Source organism: Ruegeria sp. CDSC068 (assembly GCF_059610545.1).
The window spans coordinates 181,197-198,163 of sequence record NZ_JBXWNV010000009.1 but is presented as its reverse complement, the minus strand read 5'-3'; the positions used below and the strand labels follow the sequence as shown (position 1 = coordinate 198,163).

At 57.7% G+C, this 16,967-nt stretch carries 16 protein-coding genes; 6 read left to right on the top strand and 10 right to left on the bottom strand.

The genetic code is table 11. The features are described from left to right. Positions 1-111 precede the first annotated feature (111 nt). Positions 112-1,311, bottom strand: a complete 1,200-nt coding sequence (locus AC2FID_RS18160) for a cytochrome-c peroxidase (RefSeq protein WP_496757214.1) — start codon at positions 1,309-1,311, stop codon at positions 112-114. 84 nt (positions 1,312-1,395) lie between these two features. On the opposite strand from AC2FID_RS18160, the gene AC2FID_RS18155 reads away from it, so the two are divergent. Next, complete coding sequence (locus tag AC2FID_RS18155; protein WP_282120386.1) at positions 1,396-1,866, top strand: tetratricopeptide repeat protein; 471 nt, start codon at positions 1,396-1,398, stop codon at positions 1,864-1,866. A 33-nt stretch (positions 1,867-1,899) separates the two neighbouring features. On the opposite strand, the gene AC2FID_RS18150 is transcribed toward AC2FID_RS18155, so the two are convergent. From AC2FID_RS18150 to AC2FID_RS18125, 6 genes are read right to left on the bottom strand one after another with little or no spacing between them, the layout of a single operon-like run. Next, positions 1,900-2,961, bottom strand: coding sequence for a TRAP transporter substrate-binding protein (locus AC2FID_RS18150; protein WP_058272641.1), 1,062 nt, complete (start codon positions 2,959-2,961; stop codon positions 1,900-1,902). 24 nt (positions 2,962-2,985) lie between these two features. Continuing rightward, positions 2,986-4,275, bottom strand: coding sequence for a TRAP transporter large permease (locus tag AC2FID_RS18145; protein ID WP_058279679.1), 1,290 nt, complete (start codon positions 4,273-4,275; stop codon positions 2,986-2,988). Next, positions 4,276-4,863, bottom strand: coding sequence for a TRAP transporter small permease (locus tag AC2FID_RS18140; RefSeq protein ID WP_058272639.1), 588 nt, complete (start codon positions 4,861-4,863; stop codon positions 4,276-4,278). A 52-nt stretch (positions 4,864-4,915) separates the two neighbouring features. Beyond that, entirely contained in the window at positions 4,916-5,431 is a 516-nt protein-coding gene (locus tag AC2FID_RS18135) for a flavin reductase family protein (protein ID WP_058272664.1), read from the bottom strand. Beyond that, positions 5,431-6,321 (bottom strand): aldo/keto reductase, encoded by an 891-nt coding sequence (locus AC2FID_RS18130; protein ID WP_058272638.1) that lies wholly within the window; start codon positions 6,319-6,321, stop codon positions 5,431-5,433. The genes AC2FID_RS18135 and AC2FID_RS18130 overlap by 1 nt, the downstream gene beginning before the upstream one ends. Continuing rightward, positions 6,321-7,475 carry an LLM class flavin-dependent oxidoreductase gene (locus AC2FID_RS18125; protein ID WP_496838061.1) on the bottom strand — a complete coding sequence of 385 codons (1,155 nt, stop codon included), beginning with the start codon at positions 7,473-7,475 and terminating at the stop codon, positions 6,321-6,323. The genes AC2FID_RS18130 and AC2FID_RS18125 overlap by 1 nt, the downstream gene beginning before the upstream one ends. Positions 7,476-7,581: 106 nt before the next feature. Here AC2FID_RS18125 and AC2FID_RS18120 point away from each other — a divergent pair, with 106 nt between their 5' ends. The 5 genes from AC2FID_RS18120 to AC2FID_RS18100 all read left to right on the top strand — a co-directional run bounded on the left by AC2FID_RS18120 (position 7,582) and on the right by AC2FID_RS18100 (position 13,226). Beyond that, positions 7,582-8,292, top strand: coding sequence for a GntR family transcriptional regulator (locus tag AC2FID_RS18120; protein ID WP_496699515.1), 711 nt, complete (start codon positions 7,582-7,584; stop codon positions 8,290-8,292). Between the two features lie 12 nt (positions 8,293-8,304). Further along, positions 8,305-9,402, top strand: coding sequence for a Gfo/Idh/MocA family protein (locus AC2FID_RS18115; protein WP_496838059.1), 1,098 nt, complete (start codon positions 8,305-8,307; stop codon positions 9,400-9,402). Between the two features lie 159 nt (positions 9,403-9,561). Next, positions 9,562-10,716 (top strand): phosphoserine transaminase, encoded by a 1,155-nt coding sequence (locus AC2FID_RS18110; RefSeq protein WP_496838057.1) that lies wholly within the window; start codon positions 9,562-9,564, stop codon positions 10,714-10,716. A 58-nt stretch (positions 10,717-10,774) separates the two neighbouring features. Continuing rightward, a complete protein-coding gene (gene serA / locus AC2FID_RS18105; protein WP_496838055.1) occupies positions 10,775-12,370 on the top strand; it encodes a phosphoglycerate dehydrogenase in 1,596 nt (531 codons plus the stop codon). 118 nt (positions 12,371-12,488) lie between these two features. Beyond that, positions 12,489-13,226 (top strand): metallophosphoesterase family protein, encoded by a 738-nt coding sequence (locus AC2FID_RS18100; RefSeq protein WP_058272632.1) that lies wholly within the window; start codon positions 12,489-12,491, stop codon positions 13,224-13,226. On the opposite strand, the gene AC2FID_RS18095 is transcribed toward AC2FID_RS18100, so the two are convergent. The 3 genes from AC2FID_RS18095 to AC2FID_RS18085 form a co-directional block, all read right to left on the bottom strand. After that, positions 13,213-14,730 carry a malonate--CoA ligase gene (locus AC2FID_RS18095; RefSeq protein ID WP_496838054.1) on the bottom strand — a complete coding sequence of 506 codons (1,518 nt, stop codon included), beginning with the start codon at positions 14,728-14,730 and terminating at the stop codon, positions 13,213-13,215. The genes AC2FID_RS18100 and AC2FID_RS18095 overlap by 14 nt on opposite strands. Before the next feature lie 82 nt (positions 14,731-14,812). Beyond that, a complete protein-coding gene (gene hutC / locus AC2FID_RS18090) occupies positions 14,813-15,517 on the bottom strand; it encodes a histidine utilization transcriptional repressor HutC (protein WP_496838052.1) in 705 nt (234 codons plus the stop codon). A gap of 29 nt (positions 15,518-15,546) precedes the next feature. Beyond that, a complete protein-coding gene (locus AC2FID_RS18085; RefSeq protein WP_496838050.1) occupies positions 15,547-16,902 on the bottom strand; it encodes a formimidoylglutamate deiminase in 1,356 nt (451 codons plus the stop codon). Positions 16,903-16,967: the final 65 nt, after the last annotated feature.

Genomic DNA, 16,967 nt, shown 5'->3' with positions numbered 1-16,967 from the left:
TCGACAACGCATATGGCGACAGAAACCTAATCTGCACATGCCCCCCAATGGACGCTTACGAAGAAGCCGCTGAGTAAAATCAAAGCCCCCGTTGAAAAGCGGGGGTTTTTCTTAGGGTGCGAAGTCAACGGGTACGCCAAAGGGTGGCGTGTCCACGCTGGCCCCGGTCAGGGCGTGCAGAAACGAGACAAGGCTGCTGATTTCCGTTTGTGATAGTTTCACCGGAGCGATGTCGATCTTACTGCGCACACGCTGCATCTCAAACTGGTCCTGCCAAACAACAAAATCTGCCTTTTGCAGCCATGGTACACTGGGTAATTGCGCCATTTCGGGTGCCCAGTTTGCGAAACTGGCCAAAGGGTCCAGGTGATGGCGGATCATGCTTTCAAGGTCAGGAAAGGCGCCGTTGTGGCCGTAAGGTGCGGTCAAGGCCACGTTGCGCAGCATCGGAGTACGGAAGCGATAGGCATCCTCAAGCCGGTCACTTTCGCCCATCCGGCCCACGTCGCGAACATAAGGGTCCCACTGCCGGGTACGACCGGGACCAAAGGGTGGCAGGGCCAGAGCGTGGAATTTCTGATCGGACATCAGCGGGCCGGAATGGCAGTCAGAGCATTGCGCCTTTCCGTAGAAAAGGTTCATTCCGTTCTGTTGGGCCGGCGACAGGGCATTTGTGTCCCTGGCCAGATACCGATCAAACGGGCTGTCGGTGCTGCGCCATTCGGTGGCCATGAACGCCGCCAGCGCGTTGGCGATTTGTGTGATCGAGATGTCTTCGGTCGTCTCGACCTCGTCAAACGCGGCGACCATTGCCGGGCCATAGCGCGGATCGGTGCGGACGCGTTTTGCCAAAATCGGCCAACCCTTGTCGATGCGATCATGGACCGCGCCCGTGACCTGGTTTTCGGCGACATTCCCGGCCATTTCGAATTGCGAGGTCAGTGGGAACAGCGCTTGCGCGGCCAGCAGCGAATTCAGACCGTCAGGCAACCATTCCTGCGCAGGTGAATTGAAGCCGTTGCCATACACGTCTGAAATACTCAGGCGGCCATCATGGAATACCGTATGAATGTCTTTTGCCCCAAGGTTCCATAGACCCAGCGAATTGCGCGGAATACGTTTGAGGATTTTTTCCGCTCCGGTACCAGGGGTTCGGTCTGGGCCGAGCCCCTGACCACCCTCGCCAATACCCAGCGATAACCCGTCGGACGTGCCGAAATCCGGGTGATGGCAATGGGCGCAGGTGATGTTCTGATTGCCGGACAGGATCGGATCGTAAAACAGTTGATGACCGATAGTGGCCTGTTCCATATCAAAGGGGATAAAATCATCATCCGTCAGCGGGCGCGGTAATTCCTGCGCCGCCGCCGCACCGACGAAAAGGAAAACAGCCCCATGCGCCAGTTTGTATTTGCCCTTTGCTGTCTTGCGACCCCGGCGCTGGCCGAACTGGAGCAGGCCCGTGACATGATGGAGGCCGGCGCGTTCGAGGCCGCGCGCGAGGAACTGATGCCCGCTGCCCGATCGGGCAATGCCGAGGCAGAGGAACTGATTGGCGTGATGTACGGCCTTGGGCTGGGCGTCGAGCAAGACTATGAAAGGGCGTTTGAATGGTATTTGCGCGCCTCGATGAAAGGGCATCCGGGGGCGCAATCCGGCGTCGGCTGGTATTATGAATTGGGCCTTGGCATGCCCGCGCCTGATTTGGTGCGGGCTTACATGTGGTACACGCTCAGCGCTATTGGCGGCGATCCCGATGCGGCGATCAGCCTTGAGGAAGTGGTCAAAAAAATGTCGCCGGAACAAATCGAAAAAGCGCATGTTCTAGTTAACGACTACAAAGGGTGGATGTACCCGTTTCGGTAAGGGGGTCGGGCCAATGGCCCGACCGAGTTTCACTTAGTTCAGGTCCGCATCGCGGGATGCGTTGATCTCACCTTCGGCGATGGACACGGCCTCGGTCAGCGCGGCAAAGATCTCATCCCCACGGGCCACGTTGGACTGGAACCACTCGTAAACTGGTGTCGCTGCGTCTTTGAACGCGGCTTTCTGTTCGGGAGTTGGAACGTACAGATCACCACCACCTGCGACGAAATCTTCATAGGCCTGGATCGACTTGCGCTTGGGCGATGCAAAGGTCGCTTGCTGCAGGGCATAGAACCCATCCACCACAACACGGCGCAGTTCTTCGGGCATCTCCTGGAACTTGGCATTATTCATCCACCACAGTGCACCCATGTAGGCGTGGCCGTCCAGCGTGACGTATTGCAGGCCCGCATCAGGGAACTTCATGCCCATGATGTCGGTGATGCCGTTCTTGGATCCCTCAACAACGCCAGTCTGGAAACTGGTGAACAGTTCCGGCCACGGGATCGGGGTGGGCGACGCGCCCAGAGCCTTGACCAGTTCCTGAGGCAGGTCGGCGACCACGGTGCGGATTTTCAGGCCTTCCATGTCGGCAGGTTCTGCGATCCGGCGTTGCGTGTTCGCGAAGTTCCGCCAGCCACCGGTATTGCCGATGGTCATCAGGCGGATCGCACCGCCGGAATCCTCCAGCGCCATCTCGCGCATTGTGCGGGTGAAATCACCAGATAGTACACGCTCGGCCACGCGGTCATCCGCCATCAGGTAGGGCAGGTCGAGAACCTGCACATATGGGAAGATGCCCGACGCGCCACCAGAGGTGGAGATGTAGATGTCGATTGTGCCATCAGCCACACCCTGCAGGCATTCGGCGCCATTCGAACAGAGTTGCGTACCGATGAACAGCTCCACCTCAATCGCGCCGTTTGAGGCCGCCTCGACATAGTTCTTGAAGACGATCAGGCCGTCATAATCCTCGTCGTTTTCGTTTGAGTTTGCGGTCGCGCGCAGCGTGTAGTCAGCCGCAGTGGCCGCAATGGCGGTTGCGGCAACCAGCGACGTCGCTAAGGCTGCTGTTTTGATAAATCTTCCGAGCATGCGTTTCCTCCCTGTGATACTCAGTCAGTTTGCAAATCCCGTTATTCTCGGGATCGTCATGGATAGTGCGGGGATATAAGTGATCAGGAAGATCACTATGATTTCGACGGCCAGAAACGGCAGGATCGCCTTGGCGATCGTCTCGACCTTTTCGCGCGACACGGCGGCGGCCACGAACAGGACCAAACCCATGGGCGGCGTGGCCAAACCAACGGTCAGGTTGACGCTCATGATGATGGCAAAGTGGATCGGATCGACGCCCAGGCTGGTGAAGATCGGCGCAAGGATCGGGCCAAGGATGATGATCGCCGGTCCTGCGTCCAGGAACATGCCGACGACAAACAGCAGCAGGTTGATCAGGAACAGCAGGATCAGCGGATTTTCTGACAGGCTGAGGATCAACTCGGCCAGTTGTTCGGGCGCATGGCTGAGACTGACCACGGTTTTGAAGGCCATCGCCGCGCCGACCAGCAACAAAACGACGGCCGAGGTCAGACCCGCATTGCTGAGAATTTCAGGTACCTCTTTCAGCGTCAGCGTGCGCAGGACAAAAAAGCCGATGAGGAACGCATAGCCGACAGCGACCGCCGCGGCCTCGGTTGGGGTGAAGATACCACCCAGAATACCGCCCAGAATGATGACAGGTGTCAGCAGGGGGAAGAACGCTTTGAGGCTGGCCTGACGGCGCTCGCCCCAGGTGTATTTTCGGCTGGCGACGGGGAAGTCGTATTTGTCGGCCATCACCTTGATCATCAGCATCAAGCCGACGCCGACCATCACGCCGGGTACGATGCCGGCAAGAAAAAGAGCGGCCACGCTTTCGCCCATGACATAGGCGTAGATGATCATGATGCCTGATGGTGGAATGATCGGTCCGATCACGGAACTGGCCGCCGTGATCGCGGCGGCGAACTTGCGGGTATAGCCCTGTTTTTCCATCGCTGGGATCAGCATTGAACCCAGCGCCGACGTATCGGCCACGGCTGAGCCTGACAGCCCGGCAAACAGGATCGAACTCAGCACATTTACATGCGCCAGACCGCCCCGAAAATGGCCCATCAGGGCTTGGCTGAACTCAACCAGACGGATTGTGATGCCGCCGCGGTTCATCAACTCTCCGGCCAGCATGAAGAAGGGGATGGCCATCAGCGGAAAGCTGTCCATGCCGTTATAGACATTGCGATACAGCAGCGTGATGTCGGCCGTCTGACCGTTCAACCACAGAAGAATGCCTGGTGCAGCCAGCAATGCAAAAAAGACCGGCAGGCCGATCAGCAGAAACACCAGAAATGTGGGCAGGAACCATATCAGCATCTATTCGGCCCCCACAGGTGCATCGGCAATGTCCGGCAGCAGATGACCGCCGCCCAACAGGGTCACGACGGCGCGCAAGATCAGCTCGATATTGACTGAAATCAGCAGGATGACCCCAACCAACAGTGAGGCCATCATCCAGCTGCGCGGAATGCGGTACCACTCGTCAAACCCAAAGGACGTTGGCAGATACAGCGCAGCGGTGGCGAACTTGCCGCCAAACCCGGTGACCTCGGACCAGCCGATTTTGACGGCCACCAGCAAAACGGCCAGCGAAACCAGCAGCAGCAGGATGTTCAGGGTTTGCCCAACCCCTCGCGGCAGCATCAGGGGCACCATGTCGATAGCGACAAACCCGCCGCGCCGAAATGCCGTGGGGGCCATCAGGCCGGTCATCCATAGCATGCAGAACCGAGCGGCCTCATCCGGCCAAGGCAGCGCGTTGCCCAGAACGTATCTGAAAAACACCTGAATCAGGATCGCGATCACCATAAGCGCAATCGCAACGACACCAACCGCGCGGCCCAATCGCAGCACGGTTTCATTAACAAACGCGATCGGTGCAAGCACCGACGTCAATCCGCCCATGCGGATCCTCCCTTTTCAGCCGCGGGTTTCCACCGCGACAGTTATTCCGCGCTTACTGGTGCGCGAATTGGCCGAGCTTTCCGGCGTAGAAGGTCAATGCGTCTCCGTCCGCCATACTGGCACGCAGGACCTTTCCAATAACGATAACGTGGTCGCCAGCGTCGTGATAAGCGTGTTGCTCACATTCGAAACGGGCCAGACAATCGGGCAGCAGCGGGGTTCCATTTTCACAGCGCTCGTGGTCGATATCCTGAAGCGCAAACGCGTCTTTCGAGCATCCAAAGCAAAGCTCGGCCTGTTCCGCTGAAAGGACGTGAACACTGAAATGCCGTGCTTCTTGGAAATAACGGAACCGGCGCGAGTTGCGATCGCCCGCCCACATGACAAGTGGTGGGTCCAGCGAAAGGGACGAGAAACTGTTTGCGGTGATGCAAACCGGCCCGTCCGTGCTGTCACAGGTGACAACGGTGACACCGGTGGCAAAACGACCAAAAGCGTCGCGCAAGGTTCGGGTATCGTCCCTGTGGGGAACGAATGTGCGGGTCATGTCCTTTGAGATTGCATTCATCATGGTACCTCATGCCCCAGTGCCGCCTCATACAGGCGGTACCAGCTTTCGCGATCCAAATTGACTTTCAGCGCGTCAGAGATGCGCTTGATCCGGTCCAGATTGTTGGTGCCCAAGACTGGAAGAATGCCTGCAGGGTGGGCCAGAAGAAACGCCACCGCCACGGCGGCGCGATCCACGCCGAATTCCTCAGCGATTTCGTCCGCTACAACCCCGACCGGAGGGTTTCCAGCCATCAGCAACCCGCCACCCAAGGGTGACCACGCCATCACCGGCTGGCCATGCTGCTGATGAAACGCCAGATCACCGTTGGTGAAGGGGCCGATTTCGCCCAGAGAAATCTCGATCTGGTTGGTCACCAATTGGGTTTTCATCGCCGATTGCAGCAGGCTCCAGTCCCATGGGCGGAAATTCGACACGCCAACCGCGCCGACCTTGCCGCTGGCGACAACTTCGTCCAGCGCGGCACCTGTTTCGTGATGATCCATGAATGGATCGGGGCGGTGAATCAGCAGCAAGTCGATATGATCGATGGCCATTTCGGACAGCGATGTCTCAACCGATTTCAGGATATGCGCGCGCGAGGTGTCATAGTATTTGCACTTGGCGTCCGCATACCGACCCATCGGCGCGACGATGTCACATTTGGTGACGATTTCCATCTGCTGACGCAGGCTTGGATTTGCGCGCAAGGCATTGCCCAGAACGGCCTCTGCTGCGTATCCGCCATAGATATCGGCCTGATCGAAGGTGGTGATGCCCTGATCCAGACAGGCCTGAATCTTGGCCTCGACATGGTCTGCCGATGTATCCGTATCATCGCCCAGCCGCCACATGCCATAGACAAGGCGGCTCATGTCCAGCGAGTCAGATAGTTTTACACGTTGCATCAGCGGCGAACTCCATTGCCCAGCGGGGTGGCCGGGGTATTTGCGGGAACCCTTCCGTAAGCTTCGGGAAGGGAACAGGTTTTCAGGTTAGGCATAACACGGCTGCCAAAATGGCGGGCCTCGTCCATGTGAGGATAGCCCGAGAAGATGAAGGCGCGGATGCCCATCTTCTGATACTCTTCGATCTTGGACATGACCTGATCGGTCGATCCGACCAGTGCTGCGCCGCACCCCGACCGTGCGCGGCCAACGCCGGTCCAAAGGCCGGGTTCGACATAGCCATATTCATCCGCCAGATCGCGGTTTTTGGCCTGATGAGCGACGCCCAGTGATGTCGAATCCAAAGCACGCTCACGGATGGCGCGACCGTATTCGTCATCCAGTTTTGAGACGATGTAGTCGGCGTATTCCTGCGCTTCGGCCTCGGTATCGCGGACAATCATGTGCACGCGCAGGCCGTAATCCAGTGTGCGGTTGTAGTTCTCGGCAACCGCGTGGACGGCTTTCATCCGTTCGGCCAGTTGATCCTTGGTCTCGGGCCACATCAGGTAGACGTCGCAATGCTCGCCACACAGATCCAGAGCGGATGGGGAATAACCACCAAAATACAGCAATGGGCCGCCGGTCTGATATGGCTTCGCCGGATCGGTCGTCAGCCCTGAGAAGTTATAGACCTCGCCCGCATGATTGATCTCATCCTGCGTCCACGCCTGTTTCAGGATTTCCACGACTTCGCGTGAACGCTGATAGCGATAGGCGCTGTCGGCTTTCTCTCCGGGGAAATCGGATGAGATGATGTTGACCGTCAAACGCCCCTGCAGCATGTGATCCAGCGTTGCGATGGTGCGGGCCAGCATAATGGGCTGCATTTCGCCGCAGCGCACCGCGGCCAGCATGTTGATTTTGTCGGTGATCGGCGCGCAGCCTGCCACAAAGCTAAGCGTGTCTTGCCCCACCTGATAGGACGACGGGCAGAGGATGTTTCTAAACCCTTGCGCCTCGGCCTCTTTCACGATGCCTGAACAGTGATCCCAGCTGGATCGCAGGCCACCATCGGGCATTCCAAGAAACTGGTAATCGTCCGAACACAGCGCCGCGAACCACGAAACCTCGGCCGCATTCAGATCGGGTGAGGTGATGGGGACGATGGTCATCTGATTCGTTCTCCGCGTGGCTGTGACTTTCCTCTTGCGTAGCAATCACATTGATGTAGATCAATGGTGTATCAATTTTTCCTGCGACTGAGTGAAGCGCCCAAAGATGTCTTCTGCCAACCGAAACCCGAACGCCCTGCCGGTTTATGTTCAGATTGCCGAGCTTTTGATCCGCGACATCGCCGCCGGTCGCCTGATTGATGGTGAGCGTTTGCCGCCCGAACGGGACCTTGCCGCGGAACTGAAGGTATCGGTAGGGACCCTGCGAAAATCGCTGGCTGAGCTAGAGAAAAAAGGGATGCTCGAGCGTATTCAGGGATCAGGGAATTACGTACGCGAGACCGGAACACAGAACAGCGTCTATGCGATGTTCCGTCTTGAACTGCCCGAGGGGGGTGGGTTGCCGCGGGCAGATATCCTCTCGGTCGACCACCTGAAAAAGCCTGTGGACCTGCCGCGCTTTGGTTCATCGGACATGGGATCGCGGGTGCGTCGAATGCGCTACCTGAATGATACAATTATCGCGGTTGAAGAAATCTGGCTGGATGAGTCCGCTGGTTTGATTGATCGACAGCTGCTGTCCGACTCGCTTTATCGGTACTACCAGCACCAGTTGGGGTTCTGGATCACGCGTGCGGAAGACAGGGTTTCCCTCGGGATGTTGCCGGATTGGACGCCCCCTGATTTCACCAGGCCAGCCGGAGAAACGGTTGGCTACATCGAACGGTTCAGCTGGTCGGAAAAACCAAAACCGGTTGAGTTTTCAAAAACATGGTTCGACCCGGATCGAGCCACCTATGTCCAACGACTGAAGTAAAAGGAACTGCGCATGACCCGGACCATTCACTACGGGCTGATCGGATGCGGTATGATGGGGCAGGAACACCTGCACAATATTGCCCTGCTGGACGACACGCGCGTTTCAGCGATTTTTGAGCCTGACGCCGAGATGGCGAAGGCAGCGCAGGCGATTGCGCCTGACGCGGTGATGGTGTCTTCGGTCGAAGAATTGCTTGCGGTCGACGATCTGGACTGCGTCGTCATCGTTAGCCCCAACCACCTGCATGTGGATCAAATCGAAGAGATTGCCCGGACGCGCCCGTTGCCGTTGTTGGTAGAGAAACCTCTTTTCACAGATCCGGTGGATGCGGCGCGGCTTGAGGCGCTGCAGCGTGATTATCCGCACCCGATCTGGGTTGCGATGGAATACCGCTATATGCCGCCCATTGCCGCGCTGATTGCCGAGGCAGAGGCCACGGGCGGCGTTAAGATGCTGTCGATCCGCGAGCATCGGTTTCCGTTTCTGGAAAAAGTCGGGAACTGGAACCGGTTCAATCGCAACACGGGCGGCACATTTGTCGAAAAATGCTGCCATTTCTTCGACCTGATGCGTTTGATCCTGCAATCCGATCCGGTTCGCGTTACAGCCAGCGGCGGGCAGGCGGTCAACCATCTGGACGAGACCTATGAGGGCGAAGCGCCCGATATCCTTGACCATGGCTATGTCATCGTGGACTTCGCCTCGGGCGCGCGTGCGATGCTAGAGCTGTGCATGTTTGCCGAAGGATCACGGTATCAAGAGGAAATCTCGGCCGTTGGGCCAGACGCCAAAATCGAAGCGTTGGTGCCGGGGCCGGGGCGGTTCTGGCCGGAGCATCTTGGCACGCCGCCGGTCCCGCAGATCATTGTCAGCCCACGTTCCCCAAAAGGTCCGGTCACCAAAGAAATACCCGTCGATCCGCGCCTGTTGGCCGCCGGGGACCACAATGGTTCAACTTTCTACCAACATCAGGGGTTCTTAGCTGTTCTACGAGGCGAAAAGGCACAACCTGACGTCACCCTGAACGATGGCCTTTGGGCCGTGCGCATCGGTTTGGCGGCGCAACAGGCATTGGAAACCGGAGAGACTGTGCGCCTCTCGTCTTGATGCCGATAGGAAACCCGCGTTCCAGATACGCACATAATCGGGTGTCGTTTTTGGCACCCGATGCGTCTTTTCCGCTTGCTGGGCGTCGTTCGAGGCAATAGCTCTGTCTGTGGGACACCCCTCCCCAACGAGGGGCGTGTATCTGTAAGGGTAATACACATGAGCATTAAACAACCGGCGACGCGGCCGGCAAATCCGCGTTTCTCCTCAGGCCCCTGCGCCAAACCCCCCACATTTGATCTGACCAAACTGGCCGATGCCGCGCTGGGCCGGTCGCACCGTGCAGCTGTCGGCAAGGACAAGCTGAAGGCCGCGATCGAAGGTACGCGTGAGGTGCTGGGCATCCCTGCGGATTACAAGATCGGGATCGTTCCCGCCTCGGATACCGGCGCGGTCGAAATGGCCCTGTGGTCGCTGTTGGGCGAACGCAAGGTCGAGATGTTGGCCTGGGAAAGCTTTGGTTCCGGCTGGGTGACGGATGTCGTCAAGCAGCTGAAGATCGACGCCGAGGTGAAGACGGCGGATTATGGTCAGCTCGTTGATCTGGCCTCGGTTGATTTTGCCAATGACGTTGTCTTTACGTGGAACGGCACCACCTCGGGCGTCCGGGTTCCCAATGGCGACTGGATCGCGGATGACCGTCAGGGTCTGACGATCTGTGACGCGACCTCGGCTGCGTTTGCGATGGACCTGACCTGGGACAAACTGGATGTGACCACCTTTAGCTGGCAGAAAGTGCTGGGCGGTGAAGCGGCGCACGGGATGTTGGTCCTGAGCCCCCGTGCAGTGGAGCGGCTGGAAAGCTACACCCCCGCATGGCCCCTGCCCAAGATTTTCCGCCTGACCAAGGGCGGCAAGCTGATCGACGGTATATTTACCGGTGCAACGATCAACACGCCCTCGATGCTGGCGGTCGAAGATTACTTGTTCGCATTGGACTGGGCGCGCTCGGTTGGTGGTTTGCAGGGCCTGATCGCCCGTGCGAATGCCAATGCCGGTGCGGTTCACGCGTTCTGCGGCCAAAACGACTGGATCGCCAATCTGGCAGAGGATGCGGCGACACAGTCGAACACTTCGGTCTGCCTGAAGTTCACCGACACACGCATTCAGGACGGTGCGACATTCGCCAAAGCTGTGGCCAAGCGGCTTGAGGCTGAGAATATCGCATTGGATATCGGCGCCTACCGAGACGCACCCGCAGGCCTGCGCATCTGGTGCGGTGGCACGGTTGAAACCTCGGATATCGAGGCGATGTTGCCCTGGCTGGCATGGGCCTTTGAGGCCGAGATCGCGGCGCAGACAGAAGCTGCCTGACCCTTTTTACCGGGCCGTCTCAGGCCCGGATTTTTCATGACATTCAAGGACCACAAACATGGCCCCCAAAGTACTCGTATCCGACAAACTCAGCGAAACCGCCGTGCAGATATTCCGCGACCGCGGCATCGACGTGGATTTCATGCCCGATCTGGGCAAGGACAAGGACAAGCTGGCCGAGCTGATTGGCCAGTATGATGGTCTCGCCATCCGTTCGGCCACCAAGGTTACGCCGACCTTGCTGGAAAAAGCCGACAATCTAAAAGTGATCGGTCGCGCTGGTATTGGCACCGACAATGTCGACAAGGATGCCGCGTCAAAAAAAGGTGTGATCGTCATGAACACGCCGTTTGGCAACATGATCACCACCGCCGAACACGCAATTGCGATGATGTTCGCCGTTGCGCGTCAAATCCCCGAGGCCAGCACGTCGACCCATGCAGGCAAATGGGAAAAAACCAAATTCATGGGCATCGAGCTGACCAATAAGACCCTCGGCGTCATTGGCGCGGGCAACATTGGCGGTATTGTTTGTGAACGTGCGCTGGGCCTGAAAATGAAGGTCGTCGCCTACGATCCCTTTCTCGGCGAAGAGAAAGCCGCCAAGATGGGCGTCGAAAAGGTCGAGTTGGACGAGTTGCTGGCCCGCGCCGATTTCATCACACTGCACGTGCCGCTGACCGACCAGACGCGCAATATCCTGAGCCGTGAAAACCTGGCCAAGACCAAGCCCGGCGTACGCATCGTCAACTGCGCCCGTGGTGGTCTGGTCGACGAAGAGGCGCTGGCCGAGATGCTGCAATCCGGCCATGTCGCAGGGGCCGCGTTTGATGTGTTCAAAGAAGAACCGGCAAAGGACAACCCGCTGTTCAACTTGCCGAACGTCGTCTGCACGCCACACCTTGGTGCTGCAACGACCGAAGCGCAGGAAAATGTTGCCCTGCAGGTGGCTGAACAAATCTCGAACTATCTGCTGACTGGCGCGGTGGAAAACGCGCTGAACATGCCCAGCGTCACTGCCGAAGAAGCCAAGGTCATGGGTCCATGGATCAAGTTGGCCGGTCACCTGGGTAGTTTCATTGGTCAGATGACCGATGAACCGGTTAAGGCAATCAACATCCTGTATGACGGTGTCGCGGCTGAGATGAACCTGGCTGCTCTGAACTGCGCCGTGGTTGCCGGGATCATGAAAAAATTCAACCCGGAAGTGAACATGGTGTCAGCCCCGGTTGTAGCGAAAGAGCGCGGGATTCAGCTATCGACCACCAATCAGGACAAGACCGGTGTCTTTGACGGCTACATCAAGGTGACTGTAGTAACCGATAAGCGCGAACGCTCGATCGGGGGTACGGTTTTCAGCGATGGCAAACCACGCTTTATCCAGATCAAAGGCATCAATATCGACGCCGAAGTCGGTGCCCATATGCTCTATACCACCAACGAAGACGTTCCGGGCATCATCGGCGCGCTGGGTCAGACCATGGGCGAGAACGACGTGAACATCGCTAACTTTACGCTGGGCCGTGCCGAAGCGGGCGGAGAAGCGATTGCTTTGCTGTACGTGGACGAACCTGTTCCGGCCGAAGCGCGGGCGAAACTGGCGGAAACGGGGCTATTCACTCAGATCAAACCGCTGGAATTTGACGTAGCATAAGATTCTGTCCGAAAATTGTGACCTTGGCGATGCCCGTGCAAAAAATGTGCGGGCATTGTCTTTTTTCTGCAACCGAGTTGTTGCACAAAGTGACTGACATATTCCAAGAGGTAGCGTTTTGAGCATCCCAATTTACGCAGTCGGCGATATCCATGGCCAAATGGGCATGCTGCAAAACGCGCTATCCCGGATCGAGGCGGATGGCGGGCCGGATGCGCGTGTTGTCTTTCTTGGGGACTATGTGGATCGTGGCCCGAACAGCCGGGAGGTTCTGGATCTGCTGATCGAAGGGCGCAAGGCGGGGCGGAACTGGGTCATGGTCAAAGGCAACCATGACCGGATGATGGTCCGTTTCGTGCAGGATTGCGAGATCGCAGACAAGCAGTTGCCGATCACTTTGAACTGGCTGAATCCCCGGCTTGGGGGCCAAGAGACGCTGGCATCCTACGGTGTCGAGGTCACGGACAATGACCGGATCTTTCAGGTTCACGAACGGGCCTGCGCCGCTGTGCCGCCGGAACATTTGGACTTTATCAATGCTTTGCCAACCTATCATCAAGAGGGTGAGCTATTGTTCGTTCACGCTGGCATCCGACCTGGTATCCCCTTGGCGCAGCAATCCGAGGATGATCTGGTTTGGATACGACAAGAGTTCTTAATCGAATCCAGCCCGTACCCTTGGCTGATCGTGCATGGGCACACACCCGTGGATACGGCGGAGCATTGCGGCAATCGTGTCAATCTGGACGCAGGGGCAGGTTATGGTCGACCACTGGCCACAGCCGTGTTCGAAGGGCGTCAGTGCTGGTTGCTGACGGACGCCGGCCGGGTCCCGTTAGAGCCTAATCCGCGGTAAACATATCTTTGTAAAGCTCGCGCAAGGCGTTCTTTTGCACTTTCCCCATAGTGTTTCGGGGCAGCTCATTCAGCACGATCAGTTGGCTGGGGTGTTTGAACCGCGCCAGTTGGTTCTGAACGCTGGCCATAATGGCATCAAGGTCAGGCGCTCGGCCCGGTTCTGCAACCAGAATACCCAGAACGGTTTCGCCGAAATCAGCGTGTGGCACGCCAATTACGGCGCTTTCCAGCACACCGGGCTGGTCGTCCAGCACCAGTTCGACCTCTTTGGGGTAGATGTTGAACCCGCCCGAAATGATCAGGTCCTTGCCGCGTCCCACGATGTGTACGTAACCATCCACGTCCACGCGTCCGAGATCACCGGTGATAAAGAACCCGTCTTCGCGCAATTCCGCAGCGGTTTTTTCGGGCATTTGCCAATAACCTTCGAAGACGTTTGGTCCGCGCACTTCGATCATTCCTATCTCGCCTTGCGGTAATGCCTTGCCGGTTTCAGGGTTGGTTACCTTTAGTTCGACACCCGGCAGCGGGAACCCGACAGTTCCTGCGCGACGTTCACCGTCATAGGGGTTCGAGGTGTTCATATTGGTTTCCGTCATACCATAGCGTTCAAGGATGCGGTGTCCGGTCCGGTCCTCGAACCGTTCATGGGTCTCAGCCAGCAGGGGGGCCGAACCCGAGATGAACAACCGCATGTGCTGCGCCAGATCACCGGTGAACCGATCATCCGCCAGCAATCGGGTGTAGAAGGTCGGCACGCCCATCATCGAGGTCGCATTGGGCATCAGGCGCAGGACATCATCCAGATCAAACTTCGGCAAAAAGATCATCGAACCGCCCGAGGCCAGAATAACGTTCGCCGCTACAAACAACCCGTGGGTATGAAAGATCGGCAAGGCGTGCAGCAGCACATCATCTTGCGTAAACCGCCATTCGTCCACCAGCGTCTCGGCATTGGACAGCAGGTTGGCTTGCGTCAGCATCGCACCTTTGGAGCGCCCGGTCGTGCCAGAGGTGTAGAGGAATGCGGCAAGATCACCTTCGGTTCGCTTGACTGGTTCGAAGGCAGGAAGCATACCCAATGCCCGCCGCATCAAGCTGCCCGACCCATCTGCGTTGAGCGTCTCTAACCTGGCGTTTTGCGCCTCGGCAATGGGCGTCAGTTCCGCTTGTTTGGCGGCATCGCAAACCACCAGCGCAGCCCCACTGTTTTCGATGAAATAGCAAAGCTCGCCGGATGTGTAGGCCGTGTTCAACGGCAAAAAGATCAGCCCGGTTTGCGCGCAAGCCGCGTAGAGCGCCAGCGCTTCTGGTGACTTTTCCACCTGAACAGCAACTCGGTCTCCGGGCTCAAGCTCGTACCCGTTCAAAGCGTTAGCGATTCGGGCTGCCGTGTCCAGAAAAGCCGCGTGGGTAATGGTCTGGCCGTCGGGCAGAAGAAGGAAAGGTGTATCCTTGCCTGCATGGATGCCAAACAACCGATCATAGAGTGGGTTACCCATCCCATATTTCCTTCGCGCAGGATCAGAATACGCTGAATCTGGCGTGGATTAGGGGCACGGTAAAGCAGAAATCGCGGTCAGCTCAGAACTGAGTGGTCATCCGGTACCCGGCGGCGAAGTACATCTTTGCAAAGGTGACAGGCTGGCCCTCAAGCCATGTGATCCGTTCGCCCGTAAACACCGGCTCACCGATGGGCAGGTCCAGGAATGCGGCCACCGATTCATCGGCGCGGCTGGCCAGGAAACTCAGTTCGACATTGGTGAAGGGAACGGTCTGAATAAGCCATTCATTTGGGCCTATTGAGGCGAAGTCCGCATTTGCCACTTGCGGAACCGAGTCTATGACGATCCACCGGTCTTCGTATTGAAACGGAGTATTGCCGTTAAAATGCATGCAGCGAACATGCATCACGTGTTGGTCCGGTTTCAACGCCAGTCTTGCGCACAGCCAATCGGGCGCTCGCTCGGCAACAGACGAGACCAGCGCATAGCGATAGATTCCGCCCAACGCCTCAACCTCGTCCCGCACCTTGGGTATCGTGAAACGGGCCTGCCTTTGCGGCGCGCTTAGAACCCGTGTACCGGCTTTGCGGCGACGCTCCAGAAACCCTTCGTCCGCCAGCTCTCGCATTGCGCGGTTCACGGTCGTTCTGGTGCACGAGAATTCGACGGCCAGGTCCTGCTCGTTGGGCAGCAGCGAATCCGGCTGCCACTCACCCGACCGAATGCGTGCCAGCACGGTTTCCTTGATGTCCCTGTAGCTGGTGGTTTCGTTAGATTGGGTCATGGTGCCTCTAGTTACCTGAATAGGTGCGTTTAGACGTCAGCCAAAAGATCGGCAATCGCCGACCGGTACGCGGGAATGATCCGATCCCGTTCAATGTGGCGGCCTTGCTGCACCATGTGGCGCCCTGCTGACCAAAGATCGGTTACCAATCCATCGGGTGCTGCAAAGCACAGACCGTCCAGCACCTGTTCGTCAGTTAGTGCGCAGATCGTGGGATGAGATCGGTCGATCGCCACAAGGTCGGCCAGCTTGCCGACAGCGATTTCCCCGGTATTTCGTCCCAATGCCTGCGCGCCCCCTTGTGCGGCCCCTGTATACAACGCCTGGCCGACCGAGCCTTCGTCTTTGACCAAAACCGTCCGCGCATGGTCCCGCAGGCGTTGGGAATATTCCAAAGTCCGCAGTTCCTCAGGCAAAGAAATCCTTACGTTAGAGTCTGATCCCACGCCAAAGCGACCACCTTCTTCGACATAAACTGCACCGTTGAAAATACCGTCGCCCAAATTCGCCTCGGTAATCGGGCACAACCCGGCAACGGCGCCCGAACGCGCAACGGCGCGTGTTTCGGCATCGGTCATATGAGTTGCGTGGATAAGGCACCACCGGTCATCGACGTCGACATGGTCCAACAGCCACTCGACCGGCCGCTGTCCAAGCGCGGCCTCTACATCGGCCACTTCTTTCAGCTGTTCGGCGATGTGGATGTGGACGGGATCATCAGGAGTGGCATTCAGAACCTTGCGCAAATCCGAAGGCGATGTTGCCCGCAGAGAATGCGGGGCGATACCGATCACAGAATCCGCATGCGGTGGAGCTAAACGGCATTCCTCGACCAGGTTCAGAAACTGATCCACAGAATTGCCAAAGCGTAGCTGACCGCCCGCCAAGGGTTGTTGTTCGACACCGCCGTAGGTGTAGAGAACCGGAAGGTGCGTCAAACCGATTCCAGTTTGGGTGGCCGCAGCAAATATGCGCTGACTCAGTTCCGACACGTGGTCGTAGCGCCCGCCGCCCGGCTGATGATGGATATAGTGAAACTCACCGACCGAGGCATATCCGGCCTCTTGCATCTCCAGATAGACCAAAGCGGCAATGGGCTCTACGTGATCCGGCGTCAATCTGTCCAGGAACCGGTACATCAGAGTGCGCCAGGTCCAAAAGCTCTCGCGCCCGGCGGCGCGCACTTCTGTCATACCGGCCATCGCGCGCTGAAAGGCGTGGCTGTGCAGGTTTCCCAAGGCTGGCAGCAAGACATCAACCTGTGTGTCTCCGGATCGCGCGGTCGCTTGTGATTCCAAGCTTTGGATCTGACCGTGCGCGATTTCTACCCGCAAGTTTCTGATCCAATCAGAGCCTAATAAAGCCGTTTTCGCATGGATGGTCATCGCATTTCCATTTTGTGTAGACTTTAAACTTTTATACGTATACGAAAAATCTAACGACAAAGGGA

Excerpts from the sequence above, each read along its gene's own strand:
- AC2FID_RS18160 (WP_496757214.1), bottom strand. The coding sequence starts at position 1,311 with ATGGAACAGGCCACTATCGGTCATCAACTGTTTTACGATCCGATCCTG.
- AC2FID_RS18155 (WP_282120386.1), top strand. The coding sequence starts at position 1,396 with ATGCGCCAGTTTGTATTTGCCCTTTGCTGTCTTGCGACCCCGGCGCTG.
- AC2FID_RS18150 (WP_058272641.1), bottom strand. The coding sequence starts at position 2,961 with ATGCTCGGAAGATTTATCAAAACAGCAGCCTTAGCGACGTCGCTGGTT.
- AC2FID_RS18145 (WP_058279679.1), bottom strand. The coding sequence starts at position 4,275 with ATGCTGATATGGTTCCTGCCCACATTTCTGGTGTTTCTGCTGATCGGC.
- AC2FID_RS18140 (WP_058272639.1), bottom strand. The coding sequence starts at position 4,863 with ATGGGCGGATTGACGTCGGTGCTTGCACCGATCGCGTTTGTTAATGAA.
- AC2FID_RS18135 (WP_058272664.1), bottom strand. The coding sequence starts at position 5,431 with ATGAATGCAATCTCAAAGGACATGACCCGCACATTCGTTCCCCACAGG.
- AC2FID_RS18130 (WP_058272638.1), bottom strand. The coding sequence starts at position 6,321 with ATGCAACGTGTAAAACTATCTGACTCGCTGGACATGAGCCGCCTTGTC.
- AC2FID_RS18125 (WP_496838061.1), bottom strand. The coding sequence starts at position 7,475 with ATGACCATCGTCCCCATCACCTCACCCGATCTGAATGCGGCCGAGGTT.
- AC2FID_RS18120 (WP_496699515.1), top strand. The coding sequence starts at position 7,582 with ATGTCTTCTGCCAACCGAAACCCGAACGCCCTGCCGGTTTATGTTCAG.
- AC2FID_RS18115 (WP_496838059.1), top strand. The coding sequence starts at position 8,305 with ATGACCCGGACCATTCACTACGGGCTGATCGGATGCGGTATGATGGGG.
- AC2FID_RS18110 (WP_496838057.1), top strand. The coding sequence starts at position 9,562 with ATGAGCATTAAACAACCGGCGACGCGGCCGGCAAATCCGCGTTTCTCC.
- serA (WP_496838055.1), top strand. The coding sequence starts at position 10,775 with ATGGCCCCCAAAGTACTCGTATCCGACAAACTCAGCGAAACCGCCGTG.
- AC2FID_RS18095 (WP_496838054.1), bottom strand. The coding sequence starts at position 14,730 with ATGGGTAACCCACTCTATGATCGGTTGTTTGGCATCCATGCAGGCAAG.
- hutC (WP_496838052.1), bottom strand. The coding sequence starts at position 15,517 with ATGACCCAATCTAACGAAACCACCAGCTACAGGGACATCAAGGAAACC.
- AC2FID_RS18085 (WP_496838050.1), bottom strand. The coding sequence starts at position 16,902 with ATGACCATCCATGCGAAAACGGCTTTATTAGGCTCTGATTGGATCAGA.